The organism is Clostridium estertheticum subsp. estertheticum (assembly GCF_001877035.1).
In the GTDB taxonomy this organism is placed as follows: domain Bacteria; phylum Bacillota; class Clostridia; order Clostridiales; family Clostridiaceae; genus Clostridium_AD; species Clostridium_AD estertheticum.
The window spans coordinates 1,400,749-1,421,036 of record NZ_CP015756.1; the positions used below are offsets into that span (position 1 = coordinate 1,400,749).

General features: G+C 30.1%; 14 protein-coding genes. 12 read left to right on the top strand and 2 right to left on the bottom strand.

All coding sequences use genetic code 11. The features are described from left to right. Nucleotides 1-192: 192 nt before the first annotated feature. Both A7L45_RS06555 and A7L45_RS06560 read left to right on the top strand, forming a co-directional pair. On the top strand, nt 193-3,345 hold the full coding sequence (locus A7L45_RS06555; RefSeq protein WP_169829571.1) for an insulinase family protein: 3,153 nt from the start codon (nt 193-195) through the stop codon (nt 3,343-3,345). Between the two features lie 92 nt (nt 3,346-3,437). Next, nucleotides 3,438-6,689: a DEAD/DEAH box helicase gene (locus A7L45_RS06560; protein WP_071612033.1), complete on the top strand. Its 3,252-nt coding sequence runs from the start codon at nt 3,438-3,440 to the stop codon at nt 6,687-6,689. A gap of 128 nt (nt 6,690-6,817) precedes the next feature. Here the strand turns inward: A7L45_RS06560 and A7L45_RS06565 are convergent, their stop codons facing one another. After that, entirely contained in the window at nt 6,818-7,513 is a 696-nt protein-coding gene (locus A7L45_RS06565; RefSeq protein WP_071612034.1) for a tetratricopeptide repeat protein, read from the bottom strand. A gap of 207 nt (nt 7,514-7,720) precedes the next feature. Here A7L45_RS06565 and A7L45_RS06570 point away from each other — a divergent pair, with 207 nt between their 5' ends. Beyond that, entirely contained in the window at nt 7,721-8,827 is a 1,107-nt protein-coding gene (locus A7L45_RS06570) for a DEAD/DEAH box helicase (RefSeq protein ID WP_071612035.1), read from the top strand. Between the two features lie 66 nt (nt 8,828-8,893). On the opposite strand, the gene A7L45_RS06575 is transcribed toward A7L45_RS06570, so the two are convergent. Next, the gene (locus tag A7L45_RS06575) at nt 8,894-10,138 is read right to left on the bottom strand and encodes an HlyC/CorC family transporter (RefSeq protein ID WP_071612036.1); all 1,245 of its coding nucleotides are present in this window, start codon (nt 10,136-10,138) and stop codon (nt 8,894-8,896) included. 340 nt (nt 10,139-10,478) lie between these two features. Here A7L45_RS06575 and A7L45_RS06580 point away from each other — a divergent pair, with 340 nt between their 5' ends. The 9 genes from A7L45_RS06580 (at nt 10,479) to A7L45_RS06620 (ending at nt 20,203) form a co-directional block, all read left to right on the top strand. Further along, on the top strand, nt 10,479-11,384 hold the full coding sequence (locus A7L45_RS06580; RefSeq protein WP_253198717.1) for a DUF2156 domain-containing protein: 906 nt from the start codon (nt 10,479-10,481) through the stop codon (nt 11,382-11,384). A gap of 131 nt (nt 11,385-11,515) precedes the next feature. Further along, nucleotides 11,516-12,043, top strand: a complete 528-nt coding sequence (locus A7L45_RS06585; RefSeq protein WP_071612038.1) for a GNAT family N-acetyltransferase — start codon at nt 11,516-11,518, stop codon at nt 12,041-12,043. A gap of 438 nt (nt 12,044-12,481) precedes the next feature. After that, nucleotides 12,482-13,483 (top strand): LacI family DNA-binding transcriptional regulator, encoded by a 1,002-nt coding sequence (locus A7L45_RS06590; RefSeq protein ID WP_071612039.1) that lies wholly within the window; start codon nt 12,482-12,484, stop codon nt 13,481-13,483. Between the two features lie 239 nt (nt 13,484-13,722). Then, entirely contained in the window at nt 13,723-15,015 is a 1,293-nt protein-coding gene (locus tag A7L45_RS06595; RefSeq protein WP_071612040.1) for an ABC transporter substrate-binding protein, read from the top strand. Between the two features lie 35 nt (nt 15,016-15,050). Then, on the top strand, nt 15,051-15,947 hold the full coding sequence (locus A7L45_RS06600) for a carbohydrate ABC transporter permease (RefSeq protein WP_236900472.1): 897 nt from the start codon (nt 15,051-15,053) through the stop codon (nt 15,945-15,947). Nucleotide 15,948: 1 nt separating this feature from the next. Continuing rightward, nucleotides 15,949-16,803: a carbohydrate ABC transporter permease gene (locus A7L45_RS06605; RefSeq protein ID WP_071612041.1), complete on the top strand. Its 855-nt coding sequence runs from the start codon at nt 15,949-15,951 to the stop codon at nt 16,801-16,803. A gap of 38 nt (nt 16,804-16,841) precedes the next feature. After that, complete coding sequence (locus A7L45_RS06610; protein WP_071612042.1) at nt 16,842-18,035, top strand: AGE family epimerase/isomerase; 1,194 nt, start codon at nt 16,842-16,844, stop codon at nt 18,033-18,035. Then, the gene (locus A7L45_RS06615) at nt 18,016-19,191 is read left to right on the top strand and encodes a glycoside hydrolase family 130 protein (protein WP_071612043.1); all 1,176 of its coding nucleotides are present in this window, start codon (nt 18,016-18,018) and stop codon (nt 19,189-19,191) included. Before A7L45_RS06610 ends, A7L45_RS06615 begins: the two co-directional genes overlap by 20 nt. Next, a complete protein-coding gene (locus tag A7L45_RS06620) occupies nt 19,184-20,203 on the top strand; it encodes a glycoside hydrolase family 130 protein (RefSeq protein ID WP_071612044.1) in 1,020 nt (339 codons plus the stop codon). The genes A7L45_RS06615 and A7L45_RS06620 overlap by 8 nt, the downstream gene beginning before the upstream one ends. Nucleotides 20,204-20,288: the final 85 nt, after the last annotated feature.

Sequence of the window (20,288 nt, forward strand, 5' to 3'; positions counted from 1 at the left end):
AAATATAATGAAATCTAGTAGATGTTAAGGTCTGCTGGATTTTTTTTATAAAAATATTGAGAAAAAACCTAACAATATCAATAATATAGTATATATACCAATTATTGTCTTGAATATAAAAATATAAATAAAACATACTATTTATAACATTAAAATTGTTTTATGAAGATTTTATATTTGAGGGGGAACAAAATGAAGAAATTTACCAAAAGAACAGCTATATTGCTTGCAACAGCATTATTTACTAATATATTCAGTAATGTCGCACTAAGTGCGCAAGTCATACCAGGTATGCAAGTCGCACTAAGTGCGCAAGTCATGCCAGGTGTACAAACCACATTAGGAAAACAAATTGTACAAGATACGCAAGGGTCACAGTTAAAAATCAGTAACACTGAACCTAAAATTAGTAAAAATACAGAAATCGAAGTTGGTGATAATATATCAGGGTTTACTCTTGAATCTAAAAAATGGATTTCAGATATACAGTCTACCTCTATGATATTTAAGCATAATAAAAGTGGAGCCAAATTAGTTTATTTACAAAATGATGATGAAAATAAGGTGTTCTCCATAAGCTTTAGAACACCAGTTAATGATAACACTGGCGTTAATCACATTATTGAACATTCGGTTTTATGTGGTTCAAAGGATTATCCCGTTAAAGATCCATTTTTAATTATGACTAAGCAATCACTAAGCACATTTTTAAATGCTTTTACAGGTCCAGATTTTACAATGTATCCAGTAGCTAGTAAGAATGATAAAGATTTTAATAATTTAATGAGTGTATATCTAGATGCAGTGTTTTGTCCTAATATAATTAAGGATCCCAAAATACTTAAACAAGAAGGCTGGCATTATGAGGTTAATAGTAAGACTGGTGAGCTAAATTATAATGGAATTGTATATAATGAGATGAAAGGTAGTTATTCTTCACCTCAGGTATTATTATCTAATACTATTAATCAATCGCTTTTTAATGATAATTCATACAAATTTGAATCAGGTGGCAATCCTGATAATATACCTGATTTAACTTATGAAAAATTTATAAAGACTTATCAAAAATATTATGTTCCATCAAATAGCTCTATATATTTATATGGAAAATTAGATATTTATAATTCATTAAAATTTATGAATGATAAGTATCTTAGTAAAGCAAAAAAGGTAAATGTAGATAGTAAAATTAAATTAGAAAATAAATATATGAAAAAAGTTGAAAAAACAGCGCTATATCCAGTAGCGAAGACAGCAAGTACGTCAAATATGACTTATTTATCAGCTAACTATTTGATTGATAAAATTCCGAGTGCGCAGGATGTATTAGGATTTCAAATACTGCAAGAAATACTTTTAAATACTAAATCATCCTCTCTAAGGAAAACACTGCACGATAACGGCATTGGAGCAAATGTTTATGCAAGTTTTAATCCATCAACACTGCAACCAACTTTTAGCATAATTGCAACTAATGCAAATGAATCACAAAAGCATCAATTTAAAAATCTAGTGGACGATGCATTAAAGCAAGTTGTGAAAGATGGATTTGATAAAGAAACTGTAAATTCGGTATTAAGTGCTTTAGAATTAAGTTTGCGAACTCAAAACTCAGATGCAAATAGAGGAATGAATTACATGCTAACCGCTTTGAACTCCTGGAATTATGATATTAATCCAACAGAGTATTTGGAAATTACACCTTCTCTAAAAAAAATAAAATCACAATTAAATGATAAGTATTTTGAAAAACTAGTACAAAAATATTTATTAGATAATGAACATAATTCATTGGTTGTGTTAAAGCCATCAAGTGGATTAAATGAGATCAAAGAAGAAGTGTTAAAGAAGAAGTTAGCTGTTTACAAAAAATCACTATCACAAACTCAATTGACATCAATTAAAAAAGATACAGAGGAGTTAAAAAAGTGGCAGGGGACAGTGGACACAAAAGAAAAATTATCAAAACTACCAACGCTGACCCGCAAAGATATAAAACTAAAAGAAGAAGAAATTCCAACAATAGAAAAAATAGAGCAAGGAACAAAAGTATTAAGCCATCCAATATTTACTAATGGCATATCTTATTATAATTTATATTTTGATAGCTCAAATGTGCCTCAAAATAAGGTGTTATATTTAAAATTACTAGCTAGCATTTTAGGAAATGTTAATACGCAAAAATACAATCCTATGCAGATATCAAATAAAATGATGAAGTATACTGGTGGAATGGTGTTTAATTCAACAGCATTTAGGAGTAATGCGAGTAGTGATGAATATGCGCCCAAAATTAGTATTTGTGCAAGCTCACTTAATAGTACATTGCCAGAAGCTTTGGATCTTTTAAGTGAAATAATGAATCATAGTGTGTTTAATGATAAGCCCCGTATGAAGGCTTTAATTAAAACGTTGAGAGTAAATTATGAGTCGATGTTTGTTAATCAAGGAAACACTCTGGCAATAAATCGTACATTGTCTTATTTATCTAATAGTGGTAAATATAAAGATTTGAATAGTATTCCATATTATGATTTTATTTGTGATTTAGATGATAACTATGAATCACGGTTTGATGAAATGGTAACAAATTTAAGTGATGTTAGTAATATTGTATTTAATAAGAAAGGATTAGTTGTAAGTTACACAGGAGACGAGAAAAATTATGAAAAATTCATTTATAATTTTAATAAATTTAAAGAAACAATTAATGATAAGAAATTTACTAAGCAAATCTACAAATTTGATTTTTCAAATAAAAATGAAGCCTTTGTAATTCCATCTCAGGTTCAATATGTGGTTAAGGCTGGAAATTTTACAAAGTCAGGGTATACCTATAATGGACATATGAAGGTTCTTGAAAATATTTTAAATAGTGATTATTTATGGAAGGAACTTAGAGTAAAAGGTGGTGCTTATGGTGGCTCCATTAATTTTACGAAAGATGAGATATTATTTTATTCTTATCGTGACCCAAACTTAAAGGAGACATTAGATACCTTTGAGGGAGTAGTAAAATTTTTAAAAGAATTTAGTGCAGATGATAAGGAAATGACTAATTATATAATAGGAACTATAGGAAATATGGATTATTTGAAAGGCCCTTATGTTAAAGGCATATTAGGTGATAATATGTATTTCTCAGGAACTACTCAAAAGGACATTCAAAAAATACGCGACGAGGTTTTAGCAACTAAAGCCAGCGATATAAGAGAATTAGCTGGTCTTCTAGATGTAGTAATAAAACAGAATTTACATTGCGTTGTAGGAAGTGAAACTAAAATAAATAATAACAAAAACTTATTTGATAAAATCATAGTTCCTATTAAAAAACCTAAGTAGTCCTTTAGAAAAGAACATAGAATGAAGATTTTATGTTCTTTTCGAATTTATGGTATAATTAGAGGATTATAAAATTTATTTAGGGAGAAAATATGTTGAATGAAGATATGATATTACAAATATTCAATGAAGGAACAAGTGGTAAAAATGGAGCTAAAGGGCAAAGGGTCCTTAGCAATGATTTAGTTTCATCGATAGATATTACAAATGAAGATAAACTAATATGTATCGATGGTAATGTGATTTCAGAGAAACTTTTTAATGAATACCACACAAAAATCGAAATGGATGCAGGCAGAAGAAGTATATTTTCTACTTTCTGTAGCTGTGCTGATTTTGAAAATAATGAGTTTAAAAAAGAAAATTATTGTTGTAAACATTTAGTTGCAACATTCTATAAAGCATTAGATGATTTAGCAAGGAACCCTCTTTTAAGAGAAGATGATGTAGAGAAACCAAGTATATATAAGAGTAAAAGCAATATATTATCTATGCTTTTAGGGGATGAAAAACAAAAGGATGAGACTAAAATAGAAGTCTATATAAATAAAAATCAGTGGACCAGCGACCTTACAGCGGAATTTAAGATAGGGTTAAGTTCTATGACTTCAAATAATCTTTATGTTTTAAAGGACATTAACCATTTTATATTAGCATGTTATAATAATATTCCTATAAGTTATAGTAAAAATTTCACATTTAATGTTAAAAATCAAAAATTAAGTACTAAGGATAAAAGGCTTATTGATTTTATTGAAATGTTAAAAACTATAGAGGGAGAACAAAGAAGTGCACGTAGAAGTGAAGAAAGATATGTAGATGGAAAAAACATAAAAATACCTCAGTACTTAACAAGAGAATTTTTTGAAGTTATAACTAAGCATAGGGTTTATCTAAATGATGGCTTTTTTTATAGACCTATTGATACAGAAATTTTATATGAATCTCCACCATTAGATTTTGATTTGAAATTAATTAAAGACACTTATGTACTAAAGTCATCAAGTGGAATGCCAGTTCCTTTAGGATCCAAGAATGATGTCTTTTTGTATGGAAGCATTATATATCTTCCAGATTATGAATTTTGTTATAAAATAAATCCATATCTACAAATTTTTAATGAGGCAAAGGTTGTAACTATGGAGAGTGCTCAGGAAGAGACTATATTAAGACGGTTAATTCCAAATCTAAATTCTTTATCACCGAGCGTTGTTTTATCGAAGGCTATTAAAGATAAAATTATAATGGCCAAATGTGAAATTAGTTTCTATTTTGATCAGGTAGGAAAAGATATTACCCTAACATTAAGGGTTAAGTATGGAACATTTGAGTTTAATATTTTTGAGGATTGTGATGAAAAGATAATATATAGGGATTCTAAAAAAGAGACTCAGGTTATAACTGTTTTAAAGAACTTGGGATTTGAGGAAATAAAGAACAAATTTTATTTCTTAAAAGGAGAAGACTATATATTCAAATTTTTTAAGAGCGATATAGGTGTACTTCAAGAAATGGGGGAAGTATATTATTCTCAAAATTTTAAGGGTATAAAATCATTAGGGACCAAAGCAATAAGTGGAAATATTAAAAGTGGAAAATATAATTACTTCGAAATGGATTTTAAAATAGGCGATATAGAGCCAAAAGAAACTACTAATATATTACGTGCATTTAGAAATAACATCAAATATTATAAGCTTAAAAATGGTGAGTATCTTGATTTGGAGGAGTTAGAACTTAATAAATTCTTAAAGCTATTAGATGTTATTACGCCACCTAACAGCTTTGACAACCATATTGAAATATCAAAAGGCAAAGGTGTTTTTTTAGATAGTTATTTAGAAGATAATAATATTAGGTATATAAAAGGCAAAAAAGAGCTAGAAGAAGTACATGATAAACTTAAGAATATTGAAAAACTAAATTTCAAAGAGCCAGATGATTTAAAAGGTACATTAAGAAAATATCAAAAGATTGGGTACAATTGGTTTAAAACATTAGATTATTTAGGATTTGGTGGAATACTCGGAGATGAAATGGGTCTTGGTAAAACTATCCAAGCGATTGCTTTTATATTATCAAATAAGGGAAGTAAGAGTTTAATTGTAGCACCAACTTCGCTTATATATAATTGGATTAGTGAGTTTGAAAAGTTTGCGCCTACATTAAAGGTGGCTGCAATTAGTGGACCTAAGGATGAGAGAGTCGAGATAATTAAAAATATAGAGAAATTTGATGTTATTATAACCACATATAATTTATTAAAAAGAGATTTAGAAAACTACGCGACATTAAAGTTCGATTATTGCATAATAGATGAAGCACAAAATATTAAAAATCCACATTCTCAAAATGCGATAGCAATTAAGGAAATAGTAGCAAAGACAAAATTTGCACTGTCGGGTACGCCAATAGAAAATTCAGTTATGGATTTATGGTCTATATTTGATTTTATAATGCCAGGATACTTATACGATGAAAAAATGTTTAGTGTAAGATATCATAAGAAACTTAAGGCAAATCCAGAGGTGCTAGAGGACTTAAATAGGCTTATAAAACCTTTTATTTTAAGAAGGCGAAAGAAAGATGTTTTGAAGGAATTACCTGATAAAATAGAAAAGACATTAATGGTTAATTTAGAGCATCAGCAGAAAAAAGTCTATAAGACCTATGCAAATCATGCAATGGAGCTTATTAAAAACAAGGTAAAAAACGATGAGTTTAAAAATAGTAAAATAGAGATACTCTCTTATATTACAAAGTTAAGACAATTATGTTTAGACCCAGCTGTATTATTAAATGATTATAGTGGGGGTAGCGCAAAAATAGAAGCTCTTGTAGAACATCTTCATAAGTGTGTAGATGAGCAGCATAAAGTACTTGTTTTTTCTCAATTCACATCTGTGCTTAAGAATATACAAAAGAGGCTTAGGGTGGAGGGAATTACTTTTAGCTATTTGGATGGTTCTATTCCGTCTAAAAAGAGGATGGATTTGGTAGAAACTTTTAATGATGGAGAAGATCTCGTATTCTTAATAAGTTTAAAGGCTGGAGGAACGGGACTAAATTTAACTTCAGCAGATGTAGTAATCCATTTTGATCCTTGGTGGAACCCAGCTGTGGAAGAACAAGCTACTGATAGAGCTCATAGAATAGGACAAAAAAATGTGGTGAGTGTTATAAAAATTATAGCCAAAGGGACAATTGAGGAAAAAATTCTGTTACTTCAAGAAGAAAAGAAAAAACTCATATCAGAGCTTATGGGAGAGGAAATGGCTAGCGGTGAAGGGTTCGCAACGCTAAGTGATGATGAAATATATGGCTTATTTGAGATGAAGGAATGATTTTAAATGTATTGTATAATGGTAAATACGTATAATGCTCACAATAGACTGAGATGAGATTATGGTTGTAAACAATGATGTAAAAGAATCAAACAAATTGCTCCTGCTTATTAAGTAGGAGCAATTTGTTATGTAATCTCTAAATACATATTTTTCAATACGGTATAATGACATTTATACCATTCATTTTTAGGTTCTATTTCATATGCTTTTTCTGCAAATAATAAAGCACTTACGCTATTTTCCATAACTACGCACACTTCAGAAGCTCCAAAATAGGCAATGCTCTTAGTATTGTCAAGGTAGATGGCTCTATTATAGAGTTTAAGGGCCTCTTCTTTATTTGATAGTGAGAGTAGCACGCTAGCTTTACCACATAGAGCGTCGTAAAAATCAGGGCTTAATTTAAGGCAAATATTAAAGCAATCTAATGCTTCTTTTAATCTATTGAGAATAGCTAAGAACTCTCCTTTTTTTAAATAGATGAGAGCATTTTGATTATCGCCTTCAAGAAGTTCTTCACAATAGTAAACGCATTTATCAAAGTCTCCTGTTAAATCACTTATATCAATTAATTTCCAGTAAGCGTTTGGGTCACTTGGAACTAATTTAAGATATTCTTTTATACATTTTTCAGCCTCATCAGCTTCATATAGTTCTAGGAAAGCGTCAGCTTTAACAAAATACGCTAGAGAATATTTATTATCTAGTAAAATTGCCTTATTATAATTTCTAAATGCCTTTTCAATCTCTCCATCGTTAAAAAGACCTTTGCCTTTTTCTATATATTGTTTAACTAAAGCTTCATCACTTATTAGTTTCATTAAAATGCTCCTCTCAATTGTAATATCACATTATAATTATTGACACAAAATAAAACAGTATACATAAACATTGTTCATCTATTAATAAAATACTTTTTATTATAATTAATGTCTGTTATAATTAAATGGTTTGTATAAATAGGTTTATACAAATAAAATGTATAAAAAAACAATAAAAATAATTTTGAAATAGAAAGGTAAATAAAAATGATAAAGTTTAAAAAATTAGGGATTAATGATGATATTTTAAGTGCGATAAAAATTCAAGGAATAACTGAGCCAACTCCTATTCAAGAGAAGAGTATTCAATTAATAAAGGATGGCAAGGATGTTATAGCAGAGGCACAAACAGGAACGGGAAAGACACTTGCATTTTTGCTGCCAATGTTTGATAATATGTCAGCGGATATTGATACAATACAAGGATTAATAGTTACACCTACAAGAGAACTTGCTATTCAGATAACTGAGGAAGCGAAGAAAATTGCCGGAGCTAAAAATTTAAATATTTTAGCAGCTTATGGTGGTAAAGATATTGGTGCGCAACTCAAAAAACTAAAGGGAAATATCCATCTTGTCATTGCAACACCAGGAAGGTTACTCGATCACCTTAGACGTGGTACTGTGAATCTTGATAAACTTAGGACAGTAGTGTTAGATGAAGCAGATCAGATGCTTCTTATGGGGTTTAAAAATGATATTGAGAACATTTTAATGGAGACACCTAAAAATAGGCAGACTTTATGTTTCTCAGCAACTATGAGCTCAGATGTTAAAAAAATGGCATATAAGTATATGAATGATCCTATAGAAGTAATTATTAAAAAAGAAGAGGCGACGCTTAAGAACATTAAGCAATTTTTAATAGAGACTACAGACAGAAAAAAACAAGAAGATTTATGTAAGGTAATTGACGCGGATAATCCTTTTATGGCTATCATATTCTGTAGAACGAAAAGAAGAGTTGATGATCTTGAGGTAGCTCTTTATAAAAAGGGGTATAATTGCAAGAAGCTTCATTCTGATATAACACAAGCAAAGAGAGAAAAAATAATGAGAGACTTTAAAAAATGCGATATACAATATTTGATTGCCACAGATGTTGCTGCTAGAGGCCTTGATATAAATGGAGTAGATCATGTGTATAATTACGATATGCCAGAAACTGCTGAGAGTTATATTCACCGTATTGGTAGAACTGGTAGAGCTGGCGAGGATGGATATACATATTTATTTTCAGCACCAAAGGACAAATTTCTTTTAGATGCAATAGAAAGAAAATTAAAAAGTCCAATTCCTAGAAAAATATTGTAGTATGTAATTAAATGACCTAATAGAACACCTAAAGCTAATTTTAATAATTAACTTTAGGTGTTCTATTTAAGTTATAATTTTTAGTTTTACTATACGATTTTTACTTGTATCTTGCACAATAAATTTTGTATCATTATAATTTATTGTTTCACCTGTTTTTGGAAGCCGTCCAAGTAATCCTGTAACAAAACCTCCTATAGAGTCGAAATCATCTGATTCAATCCTTAATCCTATCATTTCATTAACCATACTTATTTTAGTATCTCCAGCTACAATAAACTCATCTTCTTTAATAACTACTATTTTGTCGGTATCATCGTCATATTCATCATCTATATCTCCAACAATTTCTTCTACCAAATCTTCAAATGTAACAAGTCCAGCAGTACCACCATATTCATCGAGTATAATTGATATAGGAATTCGTTTTAAACGCATGTCTGCAAATAAATCAGCAGTACTTTTGAATTCATAGGTAAAGTAGGGTGTGCGCATATGTTTCTCTATTTTAAATTCTTCTTTCCCATCTTCAAAGAAAATCAAATCCTTAATATATAAAACTCCAATAACATTATCAACAGTATCTTCATATATAGGAAGTCTTGAGAATTGTTCTTTTCTGAAAACATTTATAAGTTCCCCATAAGTTGAGTTAGAGCTCGCAACAATCATATCAGTTCGTGGAGTCATAACATCTTTTGCTTGTGAATCTCTAAAGTCGAATACGTTATAAATCATTTGTTTTTCTTCGCCTTCAAGCATGCCTTCTTCATGACTTACGCTAACCATAGTTTTTAACTCTTCTTCGGTAATAAAGGGCCTACTTTTGTTAACCTCGCCACCGAGTATTTTGATTATTGTATTTGTTATATAAATTAAGACTGTAATAAGTGGATTTAAAATGAAAGTAATTAGACTTAACGGCTTAGCAATTTTTAAAGCAACTTTTTCAGAGTTTTGTGCAGCTAATGACTTTGGTGTTATTTCTGCAAAAATCAATACAAGAATTGTCATTACAATAGTTGCAATGGCTACTCCAGAGTCTTTGAAATGTGTAATTGCCAGCGAGGTTGCTAGTGAAGAAGCTCCAATATTTGCTATGTTATTTCCTACTAGAATACCGCCTAAAAGTTTACTTGGGTTTTCAAGTAATTTATTAACTATGTTAGCACCTTTGATTTTCGATTCTACCATATTTCTTAACCTTATTTTACTTAAGGTCATTAATGCAGTTTCAGAAGCAGAAAAAAAGGCTGAAGATAATAATAAAATTATTAAACATATAATTTGCCATGTACCATCGGGGACCATAATATATTTCACTCTCCTTAAGAATTAGCATAAAAAAATTACATCATAAACTAAAGAAAATAAAAAAAGGTTATGTTTTCTATGTATCAATATGCTATCATATCATTATACTATATATCAGTATACTATATATTAATGTAAACATAAAAGGAATGGCAAATTATGGTTTGATAAGTAGTTAATATATATAAATATAGATTACAAACATAAGGTATGCTTTTGGAAACTAAAGTTCTTAAAAGTATCTACTTGCAAAAAATGAGTTTACGGTCTAAAATGATATAAGAATAAACTAAGATGACAACATTTATGGTTTACACTAAGTGGAAAGGTTGAGATTATGATTTTTAAAAGACTTACGATTGAAGATAAGGAAATATTTGAAAAATATATTTATCCATATAAATTTTTGAGCTGTGAATATTCTTTTACAACTTTATATATATGGAGAGAGGCTTGCGATATTTGTTTTACTGTTTATAAAGATGCTTTAATAATAAAAAAAATGGATTTTGAGGGAAGATACTATTTTATGCAACCTTTGGGATATAACAAAGAAAATCTTAAAGAGTTAATAGATGTGCTAATGGATTATAAAAAAGAAAATAACATGGAATTTGTATTTAAAGATCTTGATGAAAGTTTTATGGAAGAGATAAAAGATATATATGGGGATGTACGGGGTATCTGTATTAAAGAGGATAGAGATAACTTTGATTATTTGTATGAAGCAGAAAAACTTACAAAACTTTCTGGTAAGAAACTTCACGGAAAAAAAAATCATTATAATTCGTTTATAAAAAATTATAATTATGAAGTTAAAGATATTGAAGAGACGCAGGTAATAAAAGATGTTGTCATGGCTGCGGAAAAATGGTATGAGGCGAATAACAATGATCGTATGCTTAATTTTGAACTTCAAGGAATAAAGGATATTCTAGAAAATATCGAAATTGTAAACACAAAGGGTATAGCTGTTTATGTAGATGAGAAAATTGTAGCTTTTAGTTTAGGAGAAAAATTGAATGATGATCTAGCTGTAATTCACATAGAAAAAGCAGATACTAGTTATAGTGGTGTGTACAGCTTTATTAACAAGGCATTTGTTGATAGAAGTTTTAGTGATGTAAAAATAATAAATAGAGAACAGGATCTTGGAATTGAAGGTCTTAGAAAATCTAAATTATCATATCATCCATTTAAATTAGAAAAAAAATATATTTTTAGTTCTAGTAATATTTTATAGATTTAAAGAGAGTACTTTAATAATTGATTTTTAAAATAGACTAGCGCTTAGCTAGTCTATTTTTTTGAATAAGTCTTATGTTTATAATTAAAATAAAGTGAAGGCAAGGTGAAATAGTGAAGAATTTGTTGATGGGGAAAAAAGTGAATCTTACGTCTATAAACGAAGAAGACATGCTAGAAATTCAAAAATGGCACAATGATGTATCATTCATGCGTAATTATGATGTAGTAAGTGCAACTCCTAAAAATTTTGAAGATGTACTCGAGACAATTAATGATGTAAGAAGGAGTAATACAGCTTATATTTTTGCTGTTAAAATACTTGAAATGCAAAAAATCATTGGAGTTACAGGATTTGAAAATATATCTTGGAATAATGGTACTGCTTTAATATACATAGGACTTGGTGAAAGTGGAAATAGGGGGCAAGGGTATGGAAAAGAAGCGCTTAAATTAACTATAGAGTTTGGATTTGAGGAATTAAATTTTCATCGAATATATCTTACGGTGCTTGAATATAATGAAGCTGCAATAAAACTATATGAGAAATTAGGATTTAAAAGAGAAGGTGTTTATAGGGAGTTTATTCACAGAGATGGTAGACGATATGATATGTATTTATATGGACTACTAAGACCTGAGTGGGAAGAGTCATAAAAATAAGAGCAGATATAAAAACACAGTTGAGGAAATAGAAATCTACTGTGTTTTTGTATTTAAAGTTTTTTATAATTTGAATTGTTTAGTTTTTGATTCTAGTTTATTTACTGGTGGATAAAATATTAAGTAAAGTAATTGATTAAATATTTTAAATTTCATATGTATTTAATCAAATAAAGCCTGAATAAGACCTAAAATCACTATACAGTTTCATTAACGAGTTTTTAAAATGTTTACAAAAAAAACAATAAGATAGATGCTTTATTTATTACAAAAACTTTGTAAAGTAATATTTATCAAAAACTATTGATTTGTTAAGTTAAAAACGTATATAATAGTATGTGTTATGAATTATAATTATTTGGATACATAATTTGATTAAATATAATATTTTTTAAGTATAAACATAATTATTGTAGAAGGAGCGAAGACACTATGGCGAAAAAAGTTACAATGCAGGATGTTGCAAATAAAGTTGGAGTTTCAAAGGTCACAGTATCTAAGGCGTTAAGAGGAAATAGGGATATTAGTGAAAGTATGAAGGAGAAAATAAGGCACGCAGCAGTAGAAACTGGGTATGTTTTTAATTCAAAGGGTAATTTGACAATGAATGATGATCCAAAGTGTATAGGAATTATTTCAGCAGAAAGATATTATGGACAAGAAGATTATTTTTACATAGATTTATATAGATTATTATCAAGCTATTTGGAAAAGATACATTATACTTGTATGTTTCATATATTGACTTTTAATAATGAAAAAAATGGAATAATACCTATTATGGTAGAGGACAAAACCGTTGACGGTGTAATTATACTTGGACAACTTTCAAAGGAATATGTTAAAAAAATCGTGAAGCAAAATATTCCGTTAGTGTTTTTAGATTTTTATTATGATAAAGTTGACGTAGATAGTATTAATACTGATAATTTTTTTGGAACTTATGAAATTACCAATATGCTAATTGAAAAAGGGCATACCAAAATAGCATTTGTAGGCAATTTAAATCTAACTAGTAGCATTCAAGATAGATTTTTAGGATATTATAAATCTATCTTGGAGTATAGGTTACAGTTTAAAGATAGTTGGATTATTAATGATAGAACTGATGATAGTATGTGGCTTGATATTATTCTGCCTGATGATATGCCAACAGCTTTCGTATGCAATTGTGATAAAACTGCATTGATATTGATACAAAAGCTTGAAAAATGTGGATATAAAATACCGGAGGATTATTCTGTAGTGGGATTTGATGATTCGATACATGCTATGCAATCAAATCCAACTATCTCAACGGTGAGAGTTGATTTAGATGAGATGGCTAGAGTTGCTATAAAAATGATTTCAAAAAAAATAAATGATGTAAAAACTCAATATGGAAGAGTTATGATTAAAGGTAATCTTATAATTAGAGATTCTACAAAAAAATAAAGCATATATAAGTTTTTGACTCAAACTAAAAGTTTGGGCTTTTTTTTTGGAAAAAACTTTTATCGTTAAGTTACAAGAAAATTATAAAAGAACCAGGTGAGGCCTTAAATCAAGGGGCTGATGTAAATATCATAAATTTAAAACTTATAAAAATTTTAGTTGACATTGTGTAAACGTTGACTTAAAATATAATTGTAACGCAACAATAACGTTACTTAATATACTTAAGGGGGATGAATATGAAAAAGGTAATTAGTTCAGTTTTGCTAGCAATGATGTCAATTGCTGTATTAGCAGGTTGCGGTAAGCAAGCAGCTACAACTTCAGCTAAAAAAGATGTAATTTTGACCGTATTAACCAACAGAACAGACATTGTAAGCACAGATTTGAAAAAATTTGGTGATGAGTATAAGACCAAAACAGGGGTAACTATTAAATGGGAAGGTATCACAGACTATGACGGAGATGTAAAGGTTCGTTTGAATTCAAAAAAATATGGGGATGTACTTTTAATACCAAATGGAATTGCAAATACAGAGTTATCACAGTTTTTTGAGCCACTTGGTAAAAATACAGATGCTAAATTAAAAGGTTACAATTATACTGATGATAAAGCAGTTAAAAATTCAGATGGAACATATACTACTTATGGATTAAGTTATGGAATGGGCGCTAGTGGAGTAGTTTACAATAAAGCGGCGTTTAAAAAAGCAGGTATAGTAAAATTCCCAACAACTGTAACTGAATTATATGCTGCAGCTGCAAAGCTTAAGAGAGCAGGAATTATTCCATTAGCAACTAATTTTAAAGATAAATGGCCACTGCAAGAATGGGATAATTTGGCGATTCCTATGTCTGGTAATGGAAGTTATTATAATACTATATATAAAGAAACAGCACCATTTTCAGCAGACAAGCCAAATGGTAAATCACTTAACATGCTTTACAAGTTTGTATTCAGTGGATGGGTAGAACCCGATCTTACTACTACAAATTGGGAACAGTCTAAAACTGATCTTGGACAAGGCAAAATTGGTATGATGTTCCTTGGTACATGGGCAATACCACAAATACAAACAGCTGCAGCAAATAAAGGTGATATTGGATTCTCAGCAATACCTCTTGACGATTCAGGAAAACTTAGTGCAATTACATCACCAGATTGGCGTTTAGCAGTTAGTAAAGCAAGTGAAAATAAAACTGAAGCAGCCGATTTCTTATTTGCATTTGTAAATTCTACTTATGCTAATGATAATGGATTTATCCCAATACAAAAGGGTAAAGAATCTACTAATCCAATCATAAAAGAATTTACTACATCAACTAAACTTTTATATATAGCTCCAGGACCAAATGGAGACGAGAGTGATAAGAAAGATAAAATTGCTAATAAAGCAGCTATAGATTTTTATGGCGGTCTTTATGTTCAAAAGGTTGCTATAGAAGCTAAAAAGAGCAAGGCTGATTTTGACAAAACGATTACAGAGTTAAACACTAATTGGGCTAATGCAAAGAAAACGCTTAAATATTAAATATGGGGAGGGATTTCCCTCCCTATTTTTAAAATATGAATAAAGGGTGTGGGGAGATGTTTGGAAAGCTCAGTTATAAAAAACAGGAGAAGGTTGTAGTATTTCTTTTCTTATTTATTCCGTTACTTTTTTTAATTATATTTACATTTTTGCCTGCTATAAATATGATTTATTACAGTTTTATAGATTGGAATGGATATAGTGTTAATAAAACATGGGTTGGTTTTGCTAATTATATAGAAATATTTAAAAATCCTAATTATTTTCTAGCTTTAAAAAATAGTATCTACTATTTTTTCGGTGGTTTCATTCAATTATTTATTGCATTTTATTTTGCTGTTATAATAAATGGAAAATTAAAAGGAAAAAGTATATACAAAGCTATATTGTTTTTCCCTTATCTACTTAATGGGGTAGCAATTTCTTTGATATTTATTTTCTTTCTTAGACCAGATGGAACATTAGATACGATATTAAACATGCTAGGGATGGGACAATTTATACATCTGTGGCTTGGAAATGAAAAAATTATAAACTATTCATTATCAACAGTTTCTATATGGAGATATGTTGGCTTTAATTTCATAATATTCTTAGGTGCTATACAATCTATATCTGGAGAAGTAATGGAAGCTGCAGATTTAGATGGAGCTACTGAATGGCAAAAGGTGAAATATATAGTACTTCCAAGTGTTAAAAAAATTATAGAACTGAATTTAATCCTAGCTGTATCTGGAGCAATAAGTGTATTTGAGATTCCATATATAATGACGGGTGGAGCAAATGGAAGTAACACTTTTGTCATTCAAACAGTAAACACTGCTTTTAAATTTCAGCAGGTAGGACTTGGATCTGCAATGGCTGTGATTGTTCTTATAATTGTAGCAATAGCAACAATTTTTGAAAAAGTATTTTTTAAGGAGGCAGATTAATATGCAAAAAGAAAACTATAAATCTAAAAAATATAGTCATGTTATATTGACTATAATCAAGTATTTTTCTTTAATATTGGCAGTTATTGTTGTTGTAGCACCAGTACTTGTAATATTATTTGCCGCTTTTAAAACGCGTACTGAGTTCAATGTTTCAGGGAAATTAGATTTACCTAATAGTTTCTTGTATTTTGATAATTTTAAAACTGCTTTTACGGATGGCGGAATGATTACAGGGCTTAAAAACACTGTTATTATTATGGCAATTTCATTAGTGGGCACAATTATTTTTGGAGCAATGGTTGCTTATGTATTAGATAGATTTGAGTTTTTTGGTAAAAAATTAGTTTTTGGAGCATATCTTATGGCAATGCTTATACCGATGGTAACAACTCAAGTTGCAACTTTTAAAATAGTGAATTTTTTAGGACTATTTGGTACAATTTGGGCTCCAATAGCACTTTATCTTGGAGCAGATGTAATGAGTTTGTATATTATGCTTCTTTTTATGGAGTCAATACATGTAAGTCTTGATGAATCGGCGAAACTTGAAGGAGCTTCTTATCCCTATATATTTTTTAGAATTATACTTCCAAATTTAAAGCCTGCGATTGCTACAGTTGCGATTATTCGTGGAGTTACAATATATAATGATTTCTATATTCCATTTCTTTATATGCCGGACCAGAAGCTTCAAACTTTATCAACTTCACTTTATAAGTTTATTGGACCTTATGGGGGACAGTGGAATGTAATATGTGCGGGTGTCATTCTAATTATTATTCCGACTCTTGTTGCATTTTTAACATTACAAAAATATATATACAATGGTTTTGTAAATGGTTCAGTTAAGTAGGTATAAAACTAAAAAAACTTTAGATGGGAGATATTTTTATGTTAGATTTATTGAAAGAAGTTAAAAAAGAATTGGATGAACGTATTTTTCCGTTCTGGAGTAATTTAGCCGATTATGAAAATGGTGGTTTCTATGGATATGTGGGCTATGAAGGCATAATTAATAAAAATTCAGAAAAAGGAGTTATTTTAAATACAAGGATTTTATGGTTTTTTTCTGCAATATATTGTTTGCAAAAGAAACCAGAGGCGTTAAGGCTTGCAAATCATGCATATGAATTTATGGAAACAAAGCTTTTTGATGATGAATATGAAGGTTTATATTGGATGGTAGATTTTAAAGGAGTGCCAACAGATAATAGAAAACATATATACAATCAGGCATTTGGAATATATGGGCTATGCCAGTATTATAAGGCAACTGGGAAAGAAGAAGTCCTTAATAAAGCAAAAAAATTATTCGCGTTAATAGAAAATAAATGTGAAAATTCAAATGGTTATTTAGAAGAATTTGATAGGTTATGGAATGAAAAAGAAAATGAGATGCTTAGTGAAAATAATGTAATATCTGATAGAACAATGAACACACATTTGCACATATTAGAAGCTTATACGCTTCTTTACGAAGTATCAAAAGATAATAATGTGGCTAAAAGGTTATATTATATTTTGGATTTAATAAAAAATAAAATATATTCGCCTAAAAAACATAGTTTAAAGGTATTTTTTGACAAAGATTGGAGTGAAACGGTTGACATACAATCTTATGGGCACGATATTGAAGGCAGTTGGTTAATCGATAGAGCGGCAGAGATATTAGAGGATAAGAAACTAATAGAAAGTACACATGAGTACACATTGGAAATTGCTGAAAATATTTACAAAAATGCATATTCTACCTTAGGCGTAATTAACGAGACGGTAGATGGAATTACAGATGCTGGGAGAGTGTGGTGGGTTCAAGCTGAGACAATCGTTGGGTTTTATAATGCTTACGAAAAGACAAAGGATATAAAGTATTTAAATGCAGCAAATGATCTTTGTAAATATATTAAGAAATTTGTTGTTGATAAAAAAGAAAATAGTGAATGGTATTGGAAACTTGCAAAGGATAATAGTCCTATTATTAATATGCCTATTGTTGAACCGTGGAAATGTCCATATCATAATGGAAGAATGTGTATAGAAATTATTGAAAGGATGTGGAAGAGCCATGAAGAAGAAATATCTTAGAGAACTTGAGAAATATAATAAACTCATTAGCAGAGTAAATGTAGTATCCGATGAGTACAATGGGATTTACAAAAGGTATTGTTACCCTGTATTAACTAGAAAACATGTACCACTTAGTTGGAGATATGACTTAAATGAAGAGTCCAACCCAAATTTTATTGAGACTCTAGGAATTGATGCCGTATTTAACCCAGGTGCAATAGAATTAAGTGGTAAATTTTATTTAGTAACAAGAATGGAAGGTAGTGACCGTAAATCATTTTTTGCAATAGCAAGGAGTGATAACGGTATAGATAATTTTAAATTTATAAATTACCCTGTAGTAATTCCAGATACAAACCCATATGAAACAAATTTATACGATATGAGACTCACTAAACATGAAGATGGTTTCATTTATGGTATATTTTGTTCGGAAAGAAAAGATCCAAGTGTAGAAAAAGGTGATCTTTCTTCCGCAATTGCAGAGGCTGGAATAGTTAGAACAAAAGATTTAAAAACTTGGGAAAGAATGCCCAATCTTAAAACGACCTCACCTCAGCAGAGAAATGTGGTTTTGCATCCTGAATTTGTAAATGGTAAATACCTATTATACACTCGTCCTATGGATGGATTTATAGATACCGGAAGTGAAAGTGGAATATGTTTTGGTTATAGTGATACCATGGAAAATGCCATAATTAAAAAAGAAACGGTACTAAGTCCGAGAAAGTATCATACCATTACAGAATCAAAAAATGGAGCTGGTTGTGTTCCAATAAAAACTAAGAAAGGTTGGATTCACATTGCTCATGGAGTGAGGAATACGGCTGTAGGGCTTAGATATGTTATTTATTTATTTGTAACAGATTTACTTAATCCTGAAAAAGTAATTGCAGCTCCAGGTGGATATTTAATTGCACCTTTTGGTGAAGAACGCGTTGGAGATGTATCTAATGTAGTATTTACAAATGGAGTTATCGCAAGAAGAAATGGTGATGTGTTTATATATTATGCATCTTGTGATACGAGGATTCATGTGGCAACAACTACTGTTGACCTGTTACTAGAATATGCGTATGCAACTCCATCAGATCCTTTGCGTTCTTATGATTGTGTACAGCAACGTATTGAACTTATTAAAAGAAACATAGAAGGAGGAGTAGAAAATGAGTAAAGTTAAAATTGTTGGAGAGGTTATCAAAAACATGCCATGGCAGGATAAACCAGCACTTTATGATGGGGTTGTATGGAGACACGAGGGGAACCCTATTATAGCTTGGAATCCAACCCCAAAGACTGCTCGTGTTTATAATAGTTCAGTAGTACCATATGGTGATGGTTTTATAGGGATATTTAGAGCAGACCATAAGCATGGTAAACCACAATTGCATATAGGTCGTAGTTTAGATGGCTTAAAATGGGATATTGAAAATGAAGAAATTCATTGGAAGGATGAGTTAGGCATTTTATATGAGCCATCATATTCTTATGATCCAAGACTTGTGAAAATAGAGGATACTTATTATATTATATGGTGCTCAGATTTTGCAGGTGCATCGCTTGCAATAGGAAAAACAAAAGATTTTAAAAATTTTACTAGACTTGAAAATCCATTCATCCCATTCAATAGAAATGGTGTGCTATTTCCAAGGAAGATAAATGATAAGTTTATGTTACTTAGTAGACCAAGTGACAGTGGACATACACCATTTGGAGATATCTTCATAAGTGAAAGTCCAGATCTAGTTCATTGGGGAAGACATAGAAGAGTTATGTCGAAGGGTGGAGCTGGATGGTGGCAAGCAACTAAGATAGGAGCTGGAGCTGTACCAATAGAGACTACAGAAGGATGGCTATTATTTTATCATGGTGTTTCAGGAACCTGCAACGGGTTTGTTTACAGTTTTGGAGCTGTAATACTTGATATAAATAATCCTTCTAAGGTTCTGTATAGAACAAGGGACTATATTCTTACACCTGAGAAAGAATATGAAACCACAGGTTTTGTTCCAAATGTTGCCTTTCCTTGTGCTACATTGCATGATGCAGAAACTGGAAGAATTGCTATATACTATGGAGCGGCGGATACTTATCTCGCAGTTGCATATTGTGATGTTGATGAGCTTGTACAATATATAAAAGCTAATTCTGAATTAGCACCTGGGGATGCAGAGGAATATAGATAGTTTTGTTACAATATAATAATTTATTACAAATCCTTAAATCGCATTAACTTGAGATTTAGGGATTTTTTTAAAAAATATGAAGGAA

Coding starts and splice junctions, on each gene's coding strand:
- A7L45_RS06600 (WP_236900472.1), top strand. CDS start 15,051: ATGAATAAAGGGTGTGGGGAGATGTTTGGAAAGCTCAGTTATAAAAAA.
- A7L45_RS06590 (WP_071612039.1), top strand. CDS start 12,482: ATGGCGAAAAAAGTTACAATGCAGGATGTTGCAAATAAAGTTGGAGTT.
- A7L45_RS06620 (WP_071612044.1), top strand. CDS start 19,184: ATGAGTAAAGTTAAAATTGTTGGAGAGGTTATCAAAAACATGCCATGG.
- A7L45_RS06555 (WP_169829571.1), top strand. CDS start 193: ATGAAGAAATTTACCAAAAGAACAGCTATATTGCTTGCAACAGCATTA.
- A7L45_RS06610 (WP_071612042.1), top strand. CDS start 16,842: ATGTTAGATTTATTGAAAGAAGTTAAAAAAGAATTGGATGAACGTATT.
- A7L45_RS06570 (WP_071612035.1), top strand. CDS start 7,721: ATGATAAAGTTTAAAAAATTAGGGATTAATGATGATATTTTAAGTGCG.
- A7L45_RS06575 (WP_071612036.1), bottom strand. CDS start 10,138: ATGGTCCCCGATGGTACATGGCAAATTATATGTTTAATAATTTTATTA.
- A7L45_RS06560 (WP_071612033.1), top strand. CDS start 3,438: ATGTTGAATGAAGATATGATATTACAAATATTCAATGAAGGAACAAGT.
- A7L45_RS06585 (WP_071612038.1), top strand. CDS start 11,516: ATGGGGAAAAAAGTGAATCTTACGTCTATAAACGAAGAAGACATGCTA.
- A7L45_RS06580 (WP_253198717.1), top strand. CDS start 10,479: ATGATTTTTAAAAGACTTACGATTGAAGATAAGGAAATATTTGAAAAA.
- A7L45_RS06615 (WP_071612043.1), top strand. CDS start 18,016: ATGAAGAAGAAATATCTTAGAGAACTTGAGAAATATAATAAACTCATT.
- A7L45_RS06595 (WP_071612040.1), top strand. CDS start 13,723: ATGAAAAAGGTAATTAGTTCAGTTTTGCTAGCAATGATGTCAATTGCT.
- A7L45_RS06605 (WP_071612041.1), top strand. CDS start 15,949: ATGCAAAAAGAAAACTATAAATCTAAAAAATATAGTCATGTTATATTG.
- A7L45_RS06565 (WP_071612034.1), bottom strand. CDS start 7,513: ATGAAACTAATAAGTGATGAAGCTTTAGTTAAACAATATATAGAAAAA.